The 16,218-nt window shown below is 40.0% G+C and carries 21 protein-coding genes and 1 riboswitch; of the genes, 6 read left to right on the forward strand and 15 right to left on the reverse strand.

What is annotated here, in order from left to right; genetic code table 11:
- Positions 1 to 99: 99 nt before the first annotated feature.
- Positions 100 to 188, reverse strand: a riboswitch (glycine riboswitch).
- A gap of 152 nt (positions 189 to 340) precedes the next feature.
- The 3 genes from ACIQCO_RS18325 to ACIQCO_RS18335 all read left to right on the forward strand — a co-directional run bounded on the left by ACIQCO_RS18325 (position 341) and on the right by ACIQCO_RS18335 (position 3,403).
- Complete coding sequence (locus ACIQCO_RS18325) at positions 341 to 2,029, forward strand: DEAD/DEAH box helicase (RefSeq protein ID WP_400430918.1); 1,689 nt, start codon at positions 341 to 343, stop codon at positions 2,027 to 2,029.
- Complete coding sequence (locus ACIQCO_RS18330) at positions 2,007 to 2,798, forward strand: YqhG family protein (protein ID WP_400430922.1); 792 nt, start codon at positions 2,007 to 2,009, stop codon at positions 2,796 to 2,798. The genes ACIQCO_RS18325 and ACIQCO_RS18330 overlap by 23 nt, the downstream gene beginning before the upstream one ends.
- A 116-nt stretch (positions 2,799 to 2,914) precedes the next feature.
- On the forward strand, positions 2,915 to 3,403 hold the full coding sequence (locus ACIQCO_RS18335; RefSeq protein ID WP_400430925.1) for an ATPase, T2SS/T4P/T4SS family: 489 nt from the start codon (positions 2,915 to 2,917) through the stop codon (positions 3,401 to 3,403).
- 43 nt (positions 3,404 to 3,446) lie between these two features.
- Here the strand turns inward: ACIQCO_RS18335 and ACIQCO_RS18340 are convergent, their stop codons facing one another.
- The 7 genes from ACIQCO_RS18340 to ACIQCO_RS18370 all read right to left on the reverse strand — a co-directional run bounded on the left by ACIQCO_RS18340 (position 3,447) and on the right by ACIQCO_RS18370 (position 8,059).
- Positions 3,447 to 3,605, reverse strand: a complete 159-nt coding sequence (locus ACIQCO_RS18340; protein ID WP_400430928.1) for a hypothetical protein — start codon at positions 3,603 to 3,605, stop codon at positions 3,447 to 3,449.
- A gap of 58 nt (positions 3,606 to 3,663) precedes the next feature.
- On the reverse strand, positions 3,664 to 6,267 hold the full coding sequence (locus tag ACIQCO_RS18345) for an ATP-binding protein (protein WP_400430931.1): 2,604 nt from the start codon (positions 6,265 to 6,267) through the stop codon (positions 3,664 to 3,666).
- 44 nt (positions 6,268 to 6,311) lie between these two features.
- A complete protein-coding gene (locus ACIQCO_RS18350; protein WP_400430934.1) occupies positions 6,312 to 7,004 on the reverse strand; it encodes a M23 family metallopeptidase in 693 nt (230 codons plus the stop codon).
- The gene (locus tag ACIQCO_RS18355) at positions 6,982 to 7,119 is read right to left on the reverse strand and encodes a hypothetical protein (RefSeq protein WP_400430937.1); all 138 of its coding nucleotides are present in this window, start codon (positions 7,117 to 7,119) and stop codon (positions 6,982 to 6,984) included. The genes ACIQCO_RS18350 and ACIQCO_RS18355 overlap by 23 nt, the downstream gene beginning before the upstream one ends.
- Before the next feature lie 12 nt (positions 7,120 to 7,131).
- Positions 7,132 to 7,287: a hypothetical protein gene (locus ACIQCO_RS18360; RefSeq protein ID WP_400430940.1), complete on the reverse strand. Its 156-nt coding sequence runs from the start codon at positions 7,285 to 7,287 to the stop codon at positions 7,132 to 7,134.
- A gap of 11 nt (positions 7,288 to 7,298) precedes the next feature.
- Positions 7,299 to 7,673, reverse strand: coding sequence for a glycosyltransferase (locus tag ACIQCO_RS18365; protein ID WP_400430943.1), 375 nt, complete (start codon positions 7,671 to 7,673; stop codon positions 7,299 to 7,301).
- Between the two features lie 83 nt (positions 7,674 to 7,756).
- Complete coding sequence (locus tag ACIQCO_RS18370; RefSeq protein ID WP_400430946.1) at positions 7,757 to 8,059, reverse strand: hypothetical protein; 303 nt, start codon at positions 8,057 to 8,059, stop codon at positions 7,757 to 7,759.
- A 176-nt stretch (positions 8,060 to 8,235) separates the two neighbouring features.
- Here ACIQCO_RS18370 and ACIQCO_RS18375 point away from each other — a divergent pair, with 176 nt between their 5' ends.
- The gene (locus ACIQCO_RS18375; protein ID WP_400430949.1) at positions 8,236 to 8,448 is read left to right on the forward strand and encodes a helix-turn-helix transcriptional regulator; all 213 of its coding nucleotides are present in this window, start codon (positions 8,236 to 8,238) and stop codon (positions 8,446 to 8,448) included.
- A gap of 410 nt (positions 8,449 to 8,858) precedes the next feature.
- Here ACIQCO_RS18375 and ACIQCO_RS18380 read toward each other — a convergent pair whose 3' ends face one another.
- Positions 8,859 to 9,068 (reverse strand): transposase zinc-binding domain-containing protein, encoded by a 210-nt coding sequence (locus ACIQCO_RS18380; protein WP_400430952.1) that lies wholly within the window; start codon positions 9,066 to 9,068, stop codon positions 8,859 to 8,861.
- Between the two features lie 125 nt (positions 9,069 to 9,193).
- Positions 9,194 to 10,042, reverse strand: coding sequence for a hypothetical protein (locus ACIQCO_RS18385; RefSeq protein ID WP_400430955.1), 849 nt, complete (start codon positions 10,040 to 10,042; stop codon positions 9,194 to 9,196).
- A gap of 121 nt (positions 10,043 to 10,163) precedes the next feature.
- Between ACIQCO_RS18385 and ACIQCO_RS18390 the strand changes: the two genes are divergently transcribed.
- The gene (locus tag ACIQCO_RS18390; RefSeq protein WP_400430957.1) at positions 10,164 to 10,412 is read left to right on the forward strand and encodes a hypothetical protein; all 249 of its coding nucleotides are present in this window, start codon (positions 10,164 to 10,166) and stop codon (positions 10,410 to 10,412) included.
- Positions 10,413 to 10,514: 102 nt separating this feature from the next.
- Positions 10,515 to 10,727 carry a hypothetical protein gene (locus ACIQCO_RS18395; protein ID WP_400430960.1) on the forward strand — a complete coding sequence of 71 codons (213 nt, stop codon included), beginning with the start codon at positions 10,515 to 10,517 and terminating at the stop codon, positions 10,725 to 10,727.
- 39 nt (positions 10,728 to 10,766) lie between these two features.
- Here ACIQCO_RS18395 and ACIQCO_RS18400 read toward each other — a convergent pair whose 3' ends face one another.
- From ACIQCO_RS18400 to ACIQCO_RS18425, 6 genes are read right to left on the reverse strand one after another with little or no spacing between them, the layout of a single operon-like run.
- Positions 10,767 to 11,648: a peptidoglycan recognition protein family protein gene (locus ACIQCO_RS18400; protein ID WP_400430963.1), complete on the reverse strand. Its 882-nt coding sequence runs from the start codon at positions 11,646 to 11,648 to the stop codon at positions 10,767 to 10,769.
- Positions 11,649 to 11,663: 15 nt separating this feature from the next.
- Entirely contained in the window at positions 11,664 to 11,930 is a 267-nt protein-coding gene (locus tag ACIQCO_RS18405; RefSeq protein WP_400430966.1) for a phage holin, read from the reverse strand.
- A 1-nt stretch (position 11,931) separates the two neighbouring features.
- Positions 11,932 to 12,216, reverse strand: coding sequence for a hypothetical protein (locus ACIQCO_RS18410; protein ID WP_400430969.1), 285 nt, complete (start codon positions 12,214 to 12,216; stop codon positions 11,932 to 11,934).
- Between the two features lie 13 nt (positions 12,217 to 12,229).
- The gene (locus ACIQCO_RS18415) at positions 12,230 to 12,361 is read right to left on the reverse strand and encodes a hypothetical protein (protein WP_400430971.1); all 132 of its coding nucleotides are present in this window, start codon (positions 12,359 to 12,361) and stop codon (positions 12,230 to 12,232) included.
- 13 nt (positions 12,362 to 12,374) lie between these two features.
- The gene (locus tag ACIQCO_RS18420; protein ID WP_400430974.1) at positions 12,375 to 12,683 is read right to left on the reverse strand and encodes a hypothetical protein; all 309 of its coding nucleotides are present in this window, start codon (positions 12,681 to 12,683) and stop codon (positions 12,375 to 12,377) included.
- Positions 12,683 to 16,180 (reverse strand): phage tail spike protein, encoded by a 3,498-nt coding sequence (locus tag ACIQCO_RS18425; RefSeq protein WP_400430977.1) that lies wholly within the window; start codon positions 16,178 to 16,180, stop codon positions 12,683 to 12,685. Before ACIQCO_RS18425 ends, ACIQCO_RS18420 begins: the two co-directional genes overlap by 1 nt.
- Positions 16,181 to 16,218: the final 38 nt, after the last annotated feature.

The raw sequence follows: 16,218 nt of genomic DNA on the forward strand, positions 1-16,218 counted from the left end.
TGAAACATAAGAAGGTCTCTGTCCTTGCACCTGAAAGTTTACCTAAAACGGCTTTCCCCTTTGGTGGCTCACATCAACGGTGAGCGCTCTCCAGAGCTGCGTCAAACAAGAGTTCTTTTGCCTGAGAGATTCACATCATCTGCTTGCTCCTTCGGCGCTACAAAGGTAGTCTCTCCCCTTGTTGTCATTCGCATTTATAATATTATCCAATTTGGTCATACTAATTGTACTTCTAAATTAAATTACTTTATTACAATATTTTAAACTTTCAAAGCTAATATCATCCTACCATTAAACCAATACTTGGGCAATATATTTTGTAGGAATTGGAGATGAAACTATGTCGGTTCAAATTGAATTTGATTCCTCTTGGCAGGATGATTTTTTACATAGGATTGAGAATGATGGTCCATGGGGAAATTGGGAGCTTTTTAAACTAGCAATCGGGGTCGAAAACCATCTTGTCATCCCGGAGTTCGAGGGCTTAATGGCGCCTAGTCATTTGTCTAATTTAACCCCGCTCCCCCACCAGCTTGAAACGGCAAAACAGGTAATTGAAAACATGAATGGCAAAGCCATTCTAGCTGATGAGGTTGGACTAGGAAAGACAATTGAGGCTGGGTTGATTCTAAAAGAATACATGATTCGCGGACTAGTGAAAAAAGTGTTAATTCTCGTCCCTGCCTCTTTAGTTACACAATGGGCGATTGAATTAAACAGCAAGTTTTTTATACCAGCGATTACACAAAGAAAAAGCTATGTTTGGGAACAGTGTGATATTGTTGTTTCCTCCATCGATACAGCCAAGCGAAATCCTCACAGGGAAATCATTTACAAGCAAGATTATGATCTAATTATTATTGATGAAGCCCATAAGCTGAAAAATAATAAAACGAAAAACTATGAATTTGTCCAAAACCTAAAAAAGAAATTTTGTTTATTATTAACGGCAACACCGATTCAAAATCGAATCGAAGAAATTTTTAACTTGGTTTCACTGTTAAAACCGGGACATTTAGGCAGTGAGACTAGCTTTTATGAAAAATATAAACGCGATGCCAGGTCGTTAAATGATGATGAACATTTAAAGGAATTAGTGAACAAAGTCATGATTCGAAATCGTCGTGCCGATACGGGAATTGAATGGACAAAAAGGCATGTCGAAACCATTCCAATTGAGTTTTCAGCAGCTGAGAGGGATTTATATGAATCGGTAACTGCCCTTAAAAGCGAGGGGGATTGGGTGCAGGCCAGCTCTTTCTCGGTAATGACCTTGCAGCGTGAAGCCTGCAGCAGCAGGGAAGCTGTTTTTTATACACTTAAGAATATGCTCCAGAAGAAAGAGAATCCGACACCAGCCTTTGAGAATCAAATCCAATACCTGATTAAAAAAGTTGAAGCCGTCGGGCAGAATTCGAAGGCAGAAAAGGCTCTTGAGTTGATTCAGAAGGTTGATGATAAAGTGATTATTTTCACTGAATATCGCGCCACGCAGATGTATCTGCAATGGTTTTTAAAGCAGCATGGTATTTCCTCCGTCCCCTTCCGCGGCGGGTTTAAGCGCGGCAAAAAGGATTGGATGCGGGAATTATTCCAAAAGCATGCCCAGGTTCTCATTGCAACTGAAGCAGGCGGGGAAGGAATTAACCTGCAATTTTGCAACCATATTATTAACTTTGATTTACCGTGGAATCCGATGCGACTTGAACAGAGGATTGGACGGATTCATCGACTCGGCCAGGAAAAGGACGTCATGATCTATAATTTCGCGATTAGAAATACGGTCGAAGAACATATCTTAAAGCTTCTTTATGAAAAAATTGAATTATTTGAGCGGATCGTCGGCGAACTCGACGATATCTTAACAAAGCTTGAATTCGGGAATATCGAGGATCATTTAATCGATATTTTCGGACAATCCGCGTCAGAAGGCGAGATGAGAATCAAAATGGAAAACTTATCATCCATGATTGAGTTTGCGGAAGGAATGAAGAAAGGAGATTCACATGCAGCAGCGGGAAATTCATAATTTTCTTTTAAACTATTTTCAGGCAAATGAATGCCCAATCCTTGAAAACCATCCGGGATATTTAACAGTGCAGTTGACCATTGAACTTGATAAAGAACTGATGAACCGCCCTTTTTACTGGCATTATTTAGAGAAAACGGGCGGGATTCCGAATCCGATGAGCCTAACCTTTATTACCAATAAGGAGGCAGCCCCCGAGAAATTAAAGGGTGAAATCATTCATTTTGGATCACCAAGGCTGCATCAAATTTTTGATTCGACAAAAAGTTTATCCCGGTACATTCGTCTTTATGAAAACCATCAGTATCATAATAGCCAAACCCCTTTGCTGCCATGGCTGTGCATGAATGTGAAAATTTCATATCAATGTGACCGCAAGCGGGATGTTTTTAAGTCCATCGGCCTTCAGCTGATTAATGGACAAATGGTCGAAAACTTCCACGACCGCCTGGAGCAAATTACGCTGACACCAAAAATACCGGATTATTCCTTTACACTATCCCCGCTTGTAAAGCCAAAAAGCGGGATGTCGAGAATTGAAAATTATCTTCGATCGGTAATTGAAGGCGAAGAACACTCCTGGGCCGAGGAAGCAAGAATGCGCTGGGAACAAGATTTGCGGCTTTTAGATCATTTTTATGAAGACGTCGAAGAAGAAAATGAGAGCTATGCAACAGAAAAAAAAGCGCTCCAAGAACAGTACGAACCAAAGATAAACATATCCTTCGTTAACGGAGGGCTCTTTTATTTAACAGAAAAGGCAATATAAGGAATAAGGTGTCAGGCACCATGTGAAATTTTCACATAGTACCTGACACCCATTTGTCAAAAAAAATAAAAAAATTTTAAATTTATAGAAGGAAAAGGTGGAAGGTTGTCGAATATATGCAGGGACAAATTAAAAAGGTGGTGTTACTCATTGTTAGTGCGATTGAAATTTTAGCAAATCGGATTGTTACTGATGCGGCACGGAACCAAGCGACAGATATTCATATCGTCCCAAGGAAGAAAGACACACTCGTCCAAATTCGTCTAACCAACAAACTTATTCCCCGGCTATCCCTTCCTAAGGATGAATGCGACAGATTAATCTCACATTTTAAATTCACAGCAAATATGGATATCGGAGAGAGAAGACGCCCGCAAAGCGGCGCGATTTTTTGTGAAGTAGACGGACAATTAATGGGTCTTAGACTTTCAACACTCCCATCAAACAACAGAGAAAGCCTTGTGATTAGGCTTTTACCTCAACAAGAACAGATTCCTTTTCATCAGCTCTCATTATTCCCTGCAATGACACGAAAACTGCTAGCACTTCTAAAACACGCACATGGATTAATCATATTCACCGGGCCAACCGGTAACGTTTTATAAATACAATAAGTACAAACCTTGTTGTATCAACAAAAAACGCCCATCACTGGACGCCTAAAAATATTTTTACTCGATAAGCCATCGTCTTGATCCGCTTTTTAAATGACCTCTTTTTCGGTTTCCTGATAATCACTTGAATCTTTTTCGGACAGCTGACGACAACCGGCTCACCTTTTCTCATTTCGATGACTACGTGTTTCATGCAGCATCATCCTCCCTTTACCGGGAAAGGCTCTTAGTCTGTGCGACTAGGAGCCTTATTACGCTGTTTCGAGTATCTTCTCGATCTCCTCGAAATGCCTTCCATATAATCTTGAGTGTCGTTTCGTAATAAAAGAATTGTCATAAGGCTGGTACCTTTCATACGAAGGTTTTAGCATCCTGACCATAAATGCTGGCTTTCGTTCGCCTCCAAAATTTAAGATGCAGATGGCATGCCTGGTCGTCTTTGTATTTGGGATGTTCATGGCATTCCCGATGGAGATCGGCTGCAGCTGTGTCTCCAATTTCTTAAAGGTGTTTTCATTGTCATTTTTAAACAGCAGCCAATTTACTCCGCCGGAAATTAGATCCTCAGAGATTTCTTTTAGCTGGCCTAAGTGATGGCAGGCAAAGATACTCCCCAACCTCTCTTTACGTCCCTGTACCGCAATCCTAGATAAAAGTTTAGCTAGACCTGTGTTCTCAGAAAGATACGTCTGTGGCTCGTTGTAAACGATAAACGCCCCATTGCCTTGATCAGCGACCGTCATCAACATACGAGTCATTAATACTTTTAATGTAATCCAATGTACTAGCGTTCTTACAGCCACAGTGGAAAGAATTCTGTCAGGCACCCTAAAAATAACGACCTTCCCTTCTTTCATCCACTGCTCCAGGTTCATTTCCTTTTTAGGAGGCTGGGCAAATATTTCAAATAAAGTTGAATCCCCCATAAATTCGTCTAAACGGTTTAATATAGCACTTGCTTTTCCGTCAATTGCTTTTTGGCCATCCTTCGTACATTTCATTTCTGATGACGTGACGTTACCCTGTTTATCCTTCTTCTCAACTAATTCATATTGACTTAAGTATTTACCTATCTCTTCTGCAATTCTTGGCTTGCCTTCTGCTCTCAACCTTTTTGCTGTAGATTCTCTAAATGACTCATCCTCCAGCAACATTTTTATATTGTATAAACTGCCGTTTGATGCCTGGGCAAAAGCCCTTAGTATTTTCCGACTTTGGCCCATCGATTCCACATCGCCGAAAAAGTCGATTAATTCATTTGCAAAACGGTCAGCACCTTTACGACCTATCTTCTCCATGACCTCAGTTAGATCCAGCGGCGGTAAATAGTTTTCATCGGATAAATCAATATCGATAATGCGTTCAGGCGGAAGGCTATCACGAATCCCGTTCGCCATACCCTGTAGCCCATCTTTGTTGACCTGGTCAATAATAATAAAACTAATATCATGATTTAAAGATGCTTCAGTAACAAAGTTCTGAATAAATGTATCTTTACCGCTACCCATTCCGCCCATTGCAACGTAGCCTTTATATGTCTCTTCTGGATTGTCTAAAGGAATACCTATTGGATATTCTTCTCCTTTGAATTCAGCGTGACCAACCAGGACGCTTTTACTTATTGTCTTACGTGATTTTAATGGCTTATTGTTAATTTTGATGTTATTGCTGCCGATGCTAATCTTAATACCCTCAATGACCACATGCTCTGTGGTAGGTTTGTGGATAAAGATAGAAGATATATCTGTCTCCACTTTTTTATTAACAGCTAACTCGTTTTCATATCGTTGCTGGATAACCGAAGTTGGCATTTGAATTGCTACCTTTGCCATTTCGTCACAGGATAAAAGAGACACGTCACCATCAGCCTTGGTTGTTTTAGACAAGTGCAATGTATTTAATTCCTGAATAATTTCTTGCCTCCTTCTTTTTGTTCGAATCTTATAAGGCAATAACTCGTTGTCCCCAGCTATTTCTGCGAAAGCACTGCTAATGGTAGTGGCTATGAGATCCGCACGTAGTTTATTTTCCGTTAAGGCTGCTACTCGGATCCTGGTCTTCCATACAGGTTCATTTATTTTATCAGTTGATTTTGTGCTAGGCTTACTGGAATTAAGTTCATCAATCAATGCAGCCTTCTTATCGATAAGTTTCTTTTTTTCGAAAGGTTTATCACTCTTAAAGAATGTGTTAGAAAGAGCGTTCATCGTATCATTTAGAACGTCGTATACCTCATTTGCAATAGTGGATATACTGCGTTTTAAAACCGTTTGAATTTTACCAGCTGTAATCCTGGAACGAACAGGAACAATCCCCTTTTGTATTTTTTCATGGGCCCAGTGACTATTCTGGGCCCATTGTTTACGGTCGTACGTTTCCGCACATACAGATAACCGGGCAAAGTCTCCATCCATAGCAATATCATCAAGTGCGGTTAATAGTGACGCGATTGGTGTGGTTTGCTCTGTAGCGTTAACTCTAAGTGAAAATATGTCATGCCGAGAAAGCCTGATTTCTTGAAGGACTGCATTACTACTGCTGGGAACTTCTAAAGCTTTTATTTCTACTTCCTCGACTGTTACTTTCATGTAATTCTCTAGAATTTCCCGGAACTTTTTCGCCCAAATTTCTGAGGTACTTACGTAGAACTCAACACGTTTTTCATTGTTTTCCTGTTTAAAGATAACGTCGAACCAAATGGTATCTTTTTCTCGATAGGTAAATTTAAAACCCTTCCGACTAATTCTAGAAGGTATTTTGTTATAAACTTCATACATTTTATGGAGCACTCTCCACATCTTCGAATTACTATTATTTGTAACCGACATATGGGGGATGATTCTATAAGTAACCATGGAATTTTTTTGGTAAGAAAAATACTCAGATACCTTAATTGATTTTATTTTCCTAAAATTAACCACGAAATCACCCCCATCATTGCGAATCCCCAGCGTGTGAAATATTTAGGAAAATTACCAGTAAACATAATCGCTATCCCAGCTGCAATTGTGATTCCGGTCCCAATCTCTGGCATTAAGTCCGTAATGGTGTGCCCTATATTCGTTAACCAGAGCTGTAATGTTTCCTGAAACGTTTCTTTTGTGGGAATCCCTACAGCGTTCATTTCGGCACCAATAACTTTGTCTGAAAATTTATTGTATTTGTCTAAGAGAAAATGACCAATATCACTAAAGTGAAATCCGCTGCCAGACATATTAGAAACATTTTCAGCTACTGGAGTAGGGTCCACCCAATTGCCGGTAACATCTTTCATGCCATAATGCAGGTGAGCGCCTGTCGAATTCCCTGTGTTTCCTGACAAACCAATTGAATCTCCTGAATGCAGATGCTCACCTATTTTTACTTTTATATCCGACATATGGCCATAAATGGAAAGAGTACCATCTTCGTTTCGGATAAAGACACCTTTACCAAGGTTCTTGGTTCCAAAATCCACAACATTTTCTACTACTCCGTCCATCACACTTCTTAGTTCTGTGCCTGATGGCATTGCCAAGTCTATTCCGTGATGAGGTATTCCGTTTCTAATTTCAGCCATCTCACCATACTCACTTGATAAACGAAATTTCATTTTTCTTCCCTCCTTTTTGAAGGAACGCGTTAAAGTTTACTGATTTAATCGGTTTGTTTTTAGCATACATACGATAAGCGACCAGACCTAACATAATTATCGTTTTAGTCCCCATATTTAAACCTCCTTAAAATAAATCTGTGAAATAGCTAAACATGTCAATCCACCAGTGATACTCGGCACTCCAGGCTTTACATGCAGCTTCGGTTATTTGATCAGTACTATTTAAATGACCTATGCAATTTTTTATTTCTTCTGTTACTCCGTTAATTTTTAAATTCATTTTTTACCCCCCTACAATTTTTTTAAGAAATCCCTAATATCAATCGCATGACGTGCTAGGATATACCCTGCTGAACCTCCTATGACTAATTCCAGTGCCTTAGGTCGATGACCAAACATCCAGGCTACCCCGCCGAACACAAATACCCCGACAACAATCCAATCCACGATATTCATTACCGCTTCCCATAGGTTTCCGAAAGTTTGATCAGCGGTTACCTTTGTTGCAGCAAAAGCTGATTTCGGAACCAAACAGAGCATCAGCCCCCCGCCGATTGCAACAACTTTCATAAACTTTTTATCCTCCAGCATTTTTATTACTTCATCGGTAGAAATTTTTTCGTTTTTTACGAAGCGTTTAAAATCAATCGTTTGGATTTTTGCCATTTTCGTCCCCTCCTGAATAAATTAATTTCCTTTGGCCATAATAGAAGTAACAAACTTTCTAAGGAGCTGATTGCATGTTCTTTTTAATCGGAGCTGTTGCTGGTGCTACCATCGGCATTTTGGTCAATATGCTTTCCTAAATATTTAATTCCTCCACTGGATTTAATTACTTGAGGCGCTTTTGGCGTCTCTTTTTCTTGTTCAAATTTGGATTTTTCGGCTAAATACTGCTCTTTTTTCTTCTGGTACTCACGGTCAACAAGCGTCTTTAGAAAGGCGCTGGTGTTTCGTTTCTTCCCATTTGGCAACCGAGTGATAAATTCGTATAATTCTTTTTGATCAGGGTCGTCTGTATTCAGGCATAAAGCTGGGTGCATGATAGGCAATACATCCTACCTCCTTCCTATCCAGTAAAGATTGAGAAGTAATTCTTACCTGCTTGATAAATAGATATGACCAGCTGCTTGTTCGATATTCCTTGTCCATCGAAATTTTTTTCGATTCATCGAAACATTAAAGGAATTAGGGTATTCTAATAGAAATAGATAAACGGGTGATAAGGATGGAATTTGAATGCCGACTAAAGGTAATCCTGGCAGAGGAAAAAATAAAGGATCAACGTTTTACGCAGCGTAAATTTGCAGAAAAAATAGGAGTCACTAACTCTACATTAAGTCTTATTGTGAACGGAAAAAACTTACCATCGTTTGAAGTGGTGTATAGAATATGTAAAGAGTTAAAAAGGCCTTTAGAAGAAATATGGGTAGAAAAATAAAAAAGCCCTCCAGGGTATAGCTGGAAGGCTTAATGACATGCTGTTTTATATATGCGTATAAGGGTGCTATAGAGCTCTCAGCGAGTCTTCGCTTTCACTGATAGCATATGCAGGCGTACAATGTTTTATGCTTATACATATCATTTTGTAACGAAATTGTAACAACTATTGTAAATTCTCAGTGTTAAATTCACACATTAAAAAAAAAAAAAATATATAATTAATTATTTTTTAGGTAGGGGTATCTAGATGAATGTAATTTAGGTAAACAGCTTTCAGTAAAACAAAACCCCCTTAAGAAAAGAAACACCATATATATTATTATAATAAATATATAAAATATTATTATTTATTATATATAGTAGTAGTTATTACTAATTACTATATAAGTATTAATTAGTAACACAAGGTTACGCCCAATTTATCACTGTAAGCTTTTGGCACTTAGGGCAGGTAAAATTTTCGGATGATTTTAGCACTGGCTGCTTCTTTTTACAGTGCGGGCAGGCTACCTGTTCTTTCCCCTGTGCGACGTAAATTAAACCTAGCGACGTAAAGAACAACCCAATCGCTGGGAATATCCCGATTATTGTAAGAAAGAGCAGTCCTGAAATAAACATTCCCAGCCCTCCGAACAGTAGCGCAAAGAACTTAGCCGCTCCCCGGGTCACGCTGTCCTTACGTCGTTTTATTGTTATTGAGATAGTCTCATTACTAAGTATTTCTTGCATCGTAGCACCTCCGCTTAATGTACCCACGCCCCACTGGCGTTTAACTTATAGCCTTGTATCGTAGTATTAGCGGCCATTCTCCCATCAGGGTACGAATAAAACCATTTGTCATTAACAAGCTTCCATCCGGTTGCCATGCCGCCGTAAGATTCTAAGTAATACCAGTTACGGTTCCAGTACAACCAACCCGTTTTCATGTCACCATTCGGGTTAAGGTAGTACCACTTTTTCCCGCGGCTATCCGTATATTCCATCCATCCAGTTACCATTGCCCCGCTTTTATTAAAGTAATACCATTTTTTACTGACCTGCTCCCAGGTATTGGAAACCATGGTGCCCATATTTTGTTTTTCATAATATGGTTTAAACTTATCTTTCAGGTAATACCATTTACTGCTGTCTAATAACCAACCTTTTTTATATGCACCGGACGTAGGATCGTTATAAAACCAATCACCGTCACTTTGTACCCAACCCTTTTTATTGACTGTTTTAACATTAACTTTTTCGCTTGCTTTCCAAACCCCGTGGCTGCCATACGGAACGACTTCTATTTCATATTCACGACCCGGTAAAAGCCCGATCACTTCGAAATTATCTTTCGTAACAGAACCGGTTAACTCCCCATCCTTGTAAATAGGAATCCCGTTGACATAAATTCTGTACTGGGTTAACCAGTATATTTTCCATTTGTTATAATAGATGGTCCAACTTAGTTTTACACCAGTAGGTGTTACTGTAGGTTCGTCCAGCTTAAATACGAATGCATCAGTTGGTTTAATAACTTCATCTTCTGCACTAGCCATAAAACTAAAAGAAAAACTTACAATCAAAGCTAGGAAAATAATTTTTAACTTTTTCAAACAAATACCCTCCCTTAAGGTTAATATATAGATATTTTACGACAGTTACCAAGATATGTATATACGTCGTTAGGAAACTACATTAACATTGAAATATAAATTTATAAAAAGGAGGAAGGATATGACCGTAATCATCGAGATACATTATTATGCTGCCAGTAGAGGATACAAAAAAGGAGCATTTCAGCTGAGGGGTCGCAAGCCAGAATATGCGGCATTACAATTCTGGAAGGAAATTAAGAAGGATTTGTCTTATCGGGCACAGTTAGAAAAAGTAATTGTGGAAGGTGACCAGGACATCACGGAGTTGGTGAAGGTCCTAGAGCGAGAAGAATTGAACAGAACGATGAATGATAATTTACCTTTTTAGCCCTAAATGGGCTTTTTATTTTGTCATAAATTAGTCATAAAGTTGAATAGGTAATGTGTGGAAATATGCCGAATATTGTATGGAGAAAGAGAGGTGATATAAATGATGTGGATAAACAGGTTTTGGGATTGGTTCTGGTATTTTAGGCGAGGAAAGGTAAGATATCGAGTGTGGGATCACGGTGATACTTATAACGCAATGGCATCAAATGGACAAATGTCGGTTTATAATTGTCACGGAAGCACACCTGAACAAGCATTAGAAATGGCAAAGTATAGATTGAAAAAGTTCTTGGAAGAAGAGCAAAAAGAATAATAGATAAAAGCCCCATCTCAATCGAGAAGGGGCTTTTGCTTAAGGCTTTAATGCTCCGCTCTTATCAACATTAAGCGTTACATTAATCCTAGTATTCTCGGCCATGCTGCCGTCAGATTGCAAGTAATATAGTTTTCCTTTATCCTCGATGGTGCCTGTGGCCATGGAGCCATCAGCTTTAAGGTAATACCACTTGCCTTTATCCTGCAACCAGCCAATGCGCATGTCACCGTTTGGATTGAGATAATACCACTTGCTGTTGATTTTAGCCCATCCAGTCACCATGACTCCGAACATATCAAGGAAGTACCAACATTCTTTATCTTTTACCCATCCCGTTTTTTTCGTGCCGTCTTGGTAAAAGTACCATTTTTCATTTTCTTTTTTCCAGCCGTTTTTGGCTGTGGTTACTTTTAAAGCATTTGCAACATCCGCTCTAAACATATCCATCGTCTTACCGTGCAATTTCCACCAGTGGTCAGGGTCACCGTGGTTGCTGGCAACCCCAAGCCCCCATCCCTCTTTATGCGAGATAATATTTTTTTCGGTAAGATTAAACATTTTGCATAGCATAGCATAGAGTTCAACTCCATTCGCCCAAACCTTTGCGAAATAATCCTTGTCGTTTAGGTCTTTCGGCTCGCACCATTCGATGCCAATGTGAGTGTCATTAGAGGATCCACCACCATGCCATCCCCGCCAATTCCAAGGTAAATACTGATAAAATTCATTTGCATCTAAAAACCCATGCACACATTTACCTGGGGAAAGACTAGGTTTGTTCCATCGGCTAAACCAATCCGCTGCAAAAATACCTGGGCAAGCGGTGCTATGAACCATCAGTCCTTTGACTGCAATCGTTTTTCCTGCTTTATAGCAATCATTCAGCGTCATTAATTTTTGCACCATTTTTAAAACCATAGTTTATCCACTCCTTTAATTTGGTTCGCGGTAATTTTTAGCCCTAATACTATCCTCCATGCCCTGTGTGGTTGGGTCCTGCACGACCCCGAGCATGGACAGTACACCAAAGACTGCATTGATCAGCAATAAAACCCAAGCCTTAATCGCTTCGGTTAACGCAAAATCCGTGATCCCAGCTGCATGAGCACCAACTAAAAGCACTTCAGCCAAAATAAAAAGCTGTGACATAAACGCCACAACCCACAAACGGTTTTTAAATCTGACTCGCCAGTTAATCATTTTACGCATCCCCTTTTGTTTCCAATTTGTCTATCCTTTTATGCGCCGCTTTGTTGCTTTCGTCGATCCGAATCAAACGCTCGGATAACTCGGAAACGTGTCTTTCGTTTGCCTTTATATCAATTCTGATCGACTCCACGCCTGAGTTAATAGCCTCCAGCTTGGTCTTAATTACTGCAGACTCCGAGGCGTCACTTTTAACATCTTTATCCCTGTTTCGACTAAAAGTTAATACGCTGATTAATACTCCAATGAGGGCCCCCAAGATACCGATTTGCACTTCCATTGACCAACCTCCTCTAAACTTCTTTTGGTGTAGCTAGTATTTGTTGTGCCTCTTGTTGAGTAATAAACCCTTTAACTGCATAACTATTAACCTGTGTTTCTGTTAGTTTGCCAAAAACCCACATATTGAGGATAAATGCGTACATCTTTACCACCTCCTTATATAAAGTCCATCAAGGAAACAATCGCCATTTCCGCCATTTCCAGGCGTAGTTTTAGGTCAGCGTTTTCTATTTTTAATTGTGCTAGTTCATCAACTTTCACAAACTGACTTTTTTTATCAAGAGCAATGATGTCATCCGTGACCACTTCACTTACCTCGACAGAATCTTCGAGCAACAAAAAAGGAAGGTTGTTCTCAACGGAACCGCCTTCCCAATCTACAATATTTCCGCTAACTTTTGGATGATTTATATCCTCGATTATGTCTACTACTTTTTTATCATTATCATAGACTACTATCCTCATTAATACGTCGCCTCCAACCAGCATTGGCCATCCATGATAGAATAATAACTGCGACTTGTAGACCCTGCCCATATGCCGATGCCCTTGTAAGAGCCGCTCTGGAATCCTGCGTACCATGTGGACGGGATATTAACCCAAGCGCCCTCACCCCAAGCTAAGTCCACATAGACGTTGTAAGTCGTCTCAAGAGCAAGTGAAGGATTATTTGGTGTAGCTGCCTTAGTCGCGAATGTATGAGGGTGGAAATAGATACGAGTTTTTCCAGAGCTACCGCCTGAGCTCGCTCTTTTAACCCAAATACGCATAGATTTAATGGTTTTGCCGTTTAACGTAGCTGCAAATGGCTGTGACTCAAACCACCATAAGCCCTTACGCTGACCGTACCCATAATCACCCTGGCGCGCGCCGCCACCTTGCCAGGAACTATAAGCAGTAGACCAGTTGTCTGCAATGTTAGACACCCATTGCGTGGTGGTCTGAGCCGATGGCGCTGGCTTGCCACCGCCTGTTTTAGCCCCGCTGTCCGCTACTGATCCATCTAAGGTCGTTCCTGATGCGTACCTACTTAATACAGCGCCAACTGTTCCATCTGGGTGTGAAATGTATGAATATACCCACGAACCTCTTTCGGATAATGCTCCACGCTGTGTTCCTAGGCCTTTACATTGGTACAAGTAAACTGTTGATAGTGAGTTTGCATAAATACCATACAGTACGTCATAAGCTTCACATTTTACTAATGTTAGTTTTGAACCTGCATCACTTAAAAATCCGGTTCCTGCTTTGTTTTGCCCGTATACCCAAACTGATACGCAACTAACATGAGAACTGTTATATACCTCAAAAGCATCGCCAATTGAAGTTACGTTAATAGTTAAATCATTCACGTTGACTTTATTTGTACAACCTTTAATAGAGATTCTTGAATTTAAATAATTGTACCAATTTTGACCATTAATATTAATTTCTCCAGAACCTGAGAAACCGTCAACAATTACATTTTCATAGTAATCTTGCCTAGTATTCGCTGCGGGCGCTTTTAAGTTGATATTAATTATCCCGTTATTAAATTTCGGGATTAAATCAATACAAGCCTGGATGGTTCTTTTCGCCCTAGCTGTACCAGATGCTAATCCGTCATTATTATCGCTGCCGTTTGGATCAACATAAAATGTCATGTTTTTTTCGTTGAAATTGGCAACTGTAGGGCTAAAAAAGTCACCAACGAATAGCTTGTCAAATCCGCCCTGCTCACCATCCAAAGTGATGATTGTCTCACCGCTTGGTCCGAGTACGGACATTTGACCAAACTCGTTATTTAAACCGCCCAATGTTAGGGTTACCCCTTGAATATTTCCTGAAATAATATTACCTAAATGCGCTGTAATTGCGGATAAATAGTCAGCAAATATTTTGCCGCTATCGACTAGCACTGTTCCAGATTTAACCCAGCTATCGGTGATAAACTCCCATTTATAATCACTTGGTATGTTTGATGGCGTTGGGTCAGATTTATTATAAGCAAAGCCTCTCCACAATTTCCCGGCGGGATTACTTGTAATTCCTGCGCCTTTATTGTCATTTGCGAACATGACCCATGTATATTTTGACTGGGCATCACTTCCTGGTGTACCGGGCTCTCCTGGTGTGCCTGGAGGGCCAGTATCACCTTTAGCCCCATCGACCACAATCGGAATAATCTTTTCGTCGAGCAAGGACCCTGATGGGGTGGATAGTTGCACTCTTACAGCTTTTATGCCTGGACTAGGTGTATAAGTTTTGATACTCTCATTTGACGAGCTTATATATTTATCTACATAAGTTGTCCCGTCGGTTGTTTCGGCGATAAAAAAGCGACCGGGATAAAATGTGGCAGCTGCCGTCGTGCCTTTCTTGCTGTAAGCTGTAGCCGTAATACTTTTAGGCGTATAATCACCCATATTCGACTTTGCAATTGTGCTGCTGTTTAGGGCTAACCAGTAAAGAGTTGCATCTTCACCGGGTCTACCTGGTGGTCCTGATTCTCCGTCATAAATTTTAGTAAATGTAATTTCCTCAGTTGCGAGAACTTTATCATCGAGCATGACATCAAGTTTAATTGTTAGCTTTTCGTCTACCTCTGGCGATTCGACCATAAATGATTTTAATTGGTCAAATCGCCCAATTATATTTCCAAACTTATCTTTCCATGTCCAGCAATAGTTATATCGGGTGCCGTCAAAGTCCGTTTCTTGGCCGGCCAAAAATACTTTGGCTGTTACCATTACTTCTTCCCAGTCATCATTTTTAAACACTGTCCCAGAAGATGTTTCGATTTTGCACGTAATCATTTTTGAGATTTTGTCATTGATAATATTTTTAAGATTCGCGATCTGTTTTTCTAGATCCGCTTTTTTAAACTCAATGAAGTTACCAAGCTTAAATCCTAAAATCTGCCTTAGAGAAACGTTTTCAGTCGTTTCTTGGAATCTAGCTTCTAAATATAAAGGAGGGCTGTAATAATCATCCTTAATCCGCATAGTTCGCCCCACGCGTACCTTTTCATGATCATGGCCAAAAACGTGTTCAAGCGAGTTAGCTTCACCTTCATATGATACGATTGCATCTACACGTTTTTTTAGTTCGGTCGTTGTAAGAGTCTTTAATCTTGACTCTGTCATATCTTGATCATCCGACTCTGGTTCGTACACCTCGATTAAATGCCGACCGTTTCTGCCCCAGCGTTGCAAAGCTGCTTCATCTGCAACCAGCACGGATAGGCGGGTTCCATCATCTTTTTGGGGGCCTAGTCCAAGCAGAGCGGTTACTATTCTGCTACTATCCTCGATGCGGTGGATACCGATTAAATCTTTGCCAAAAGTGATTTCTTTGCCTTCGAATCCAGCCATCTGTTTTTTCATGTCAACATATCGGCCGGTGATTTTATTGCCGCTTACTTCGATACGAAAAGATATTTCCAAGTCGAATGTAGTGGCAATCACTTTTAAAAAGCTGTAAGGATCCGTGTGCTGATCAATTGTAATACTTCGAATAAATGTATACTCAATGATACCCGGCTGCCACTCTGTGCTGGATAATGCAAGGTCTACAGCTGTTGATGAAGTTGCGCCTGTAAGGACTTGCGGATTTATGACTTTGGCTTTTTTTAAGCCAACAAAGCTTGCATTGGCTTTAATATCTTTTTCTTCGTGATTCACTTGTTCCGCGTAATGAATGATATATTCCTGAAAAATTCCGTCACTATCTTGGACAAGGAGTCGGTTTAGCTTTTCAAGATATTCAAATTTCTTTAAGGCGGTAAAGTCAAATGTATTTCGATTTTCGAGCGACGAGACTCGAATCGGTTCCTTCATCTCGCCTTTTTTACTGCTCAATGTATCGATGATGCTATCATCCTGCTTATCAAGAATGTGAACGAGCGCACCATTTCTTTTCTGATTGTTTCTTTTGGAATCATTGTTTCCAATGTACATACCTGCATGCTGAGTGATTGGCAATTTTGTCACCGCCTTTGCATAAAAAAAGAGCCCAAAAG

Source organism: Neobacillus sp. NPDC093127 (assembly GCF_044754175.1).
Taxonomy (GTDB): Bacteria; Bacillota; Bacilli; order Bacillales; family Cytobacillaceae; genus Neobacillus.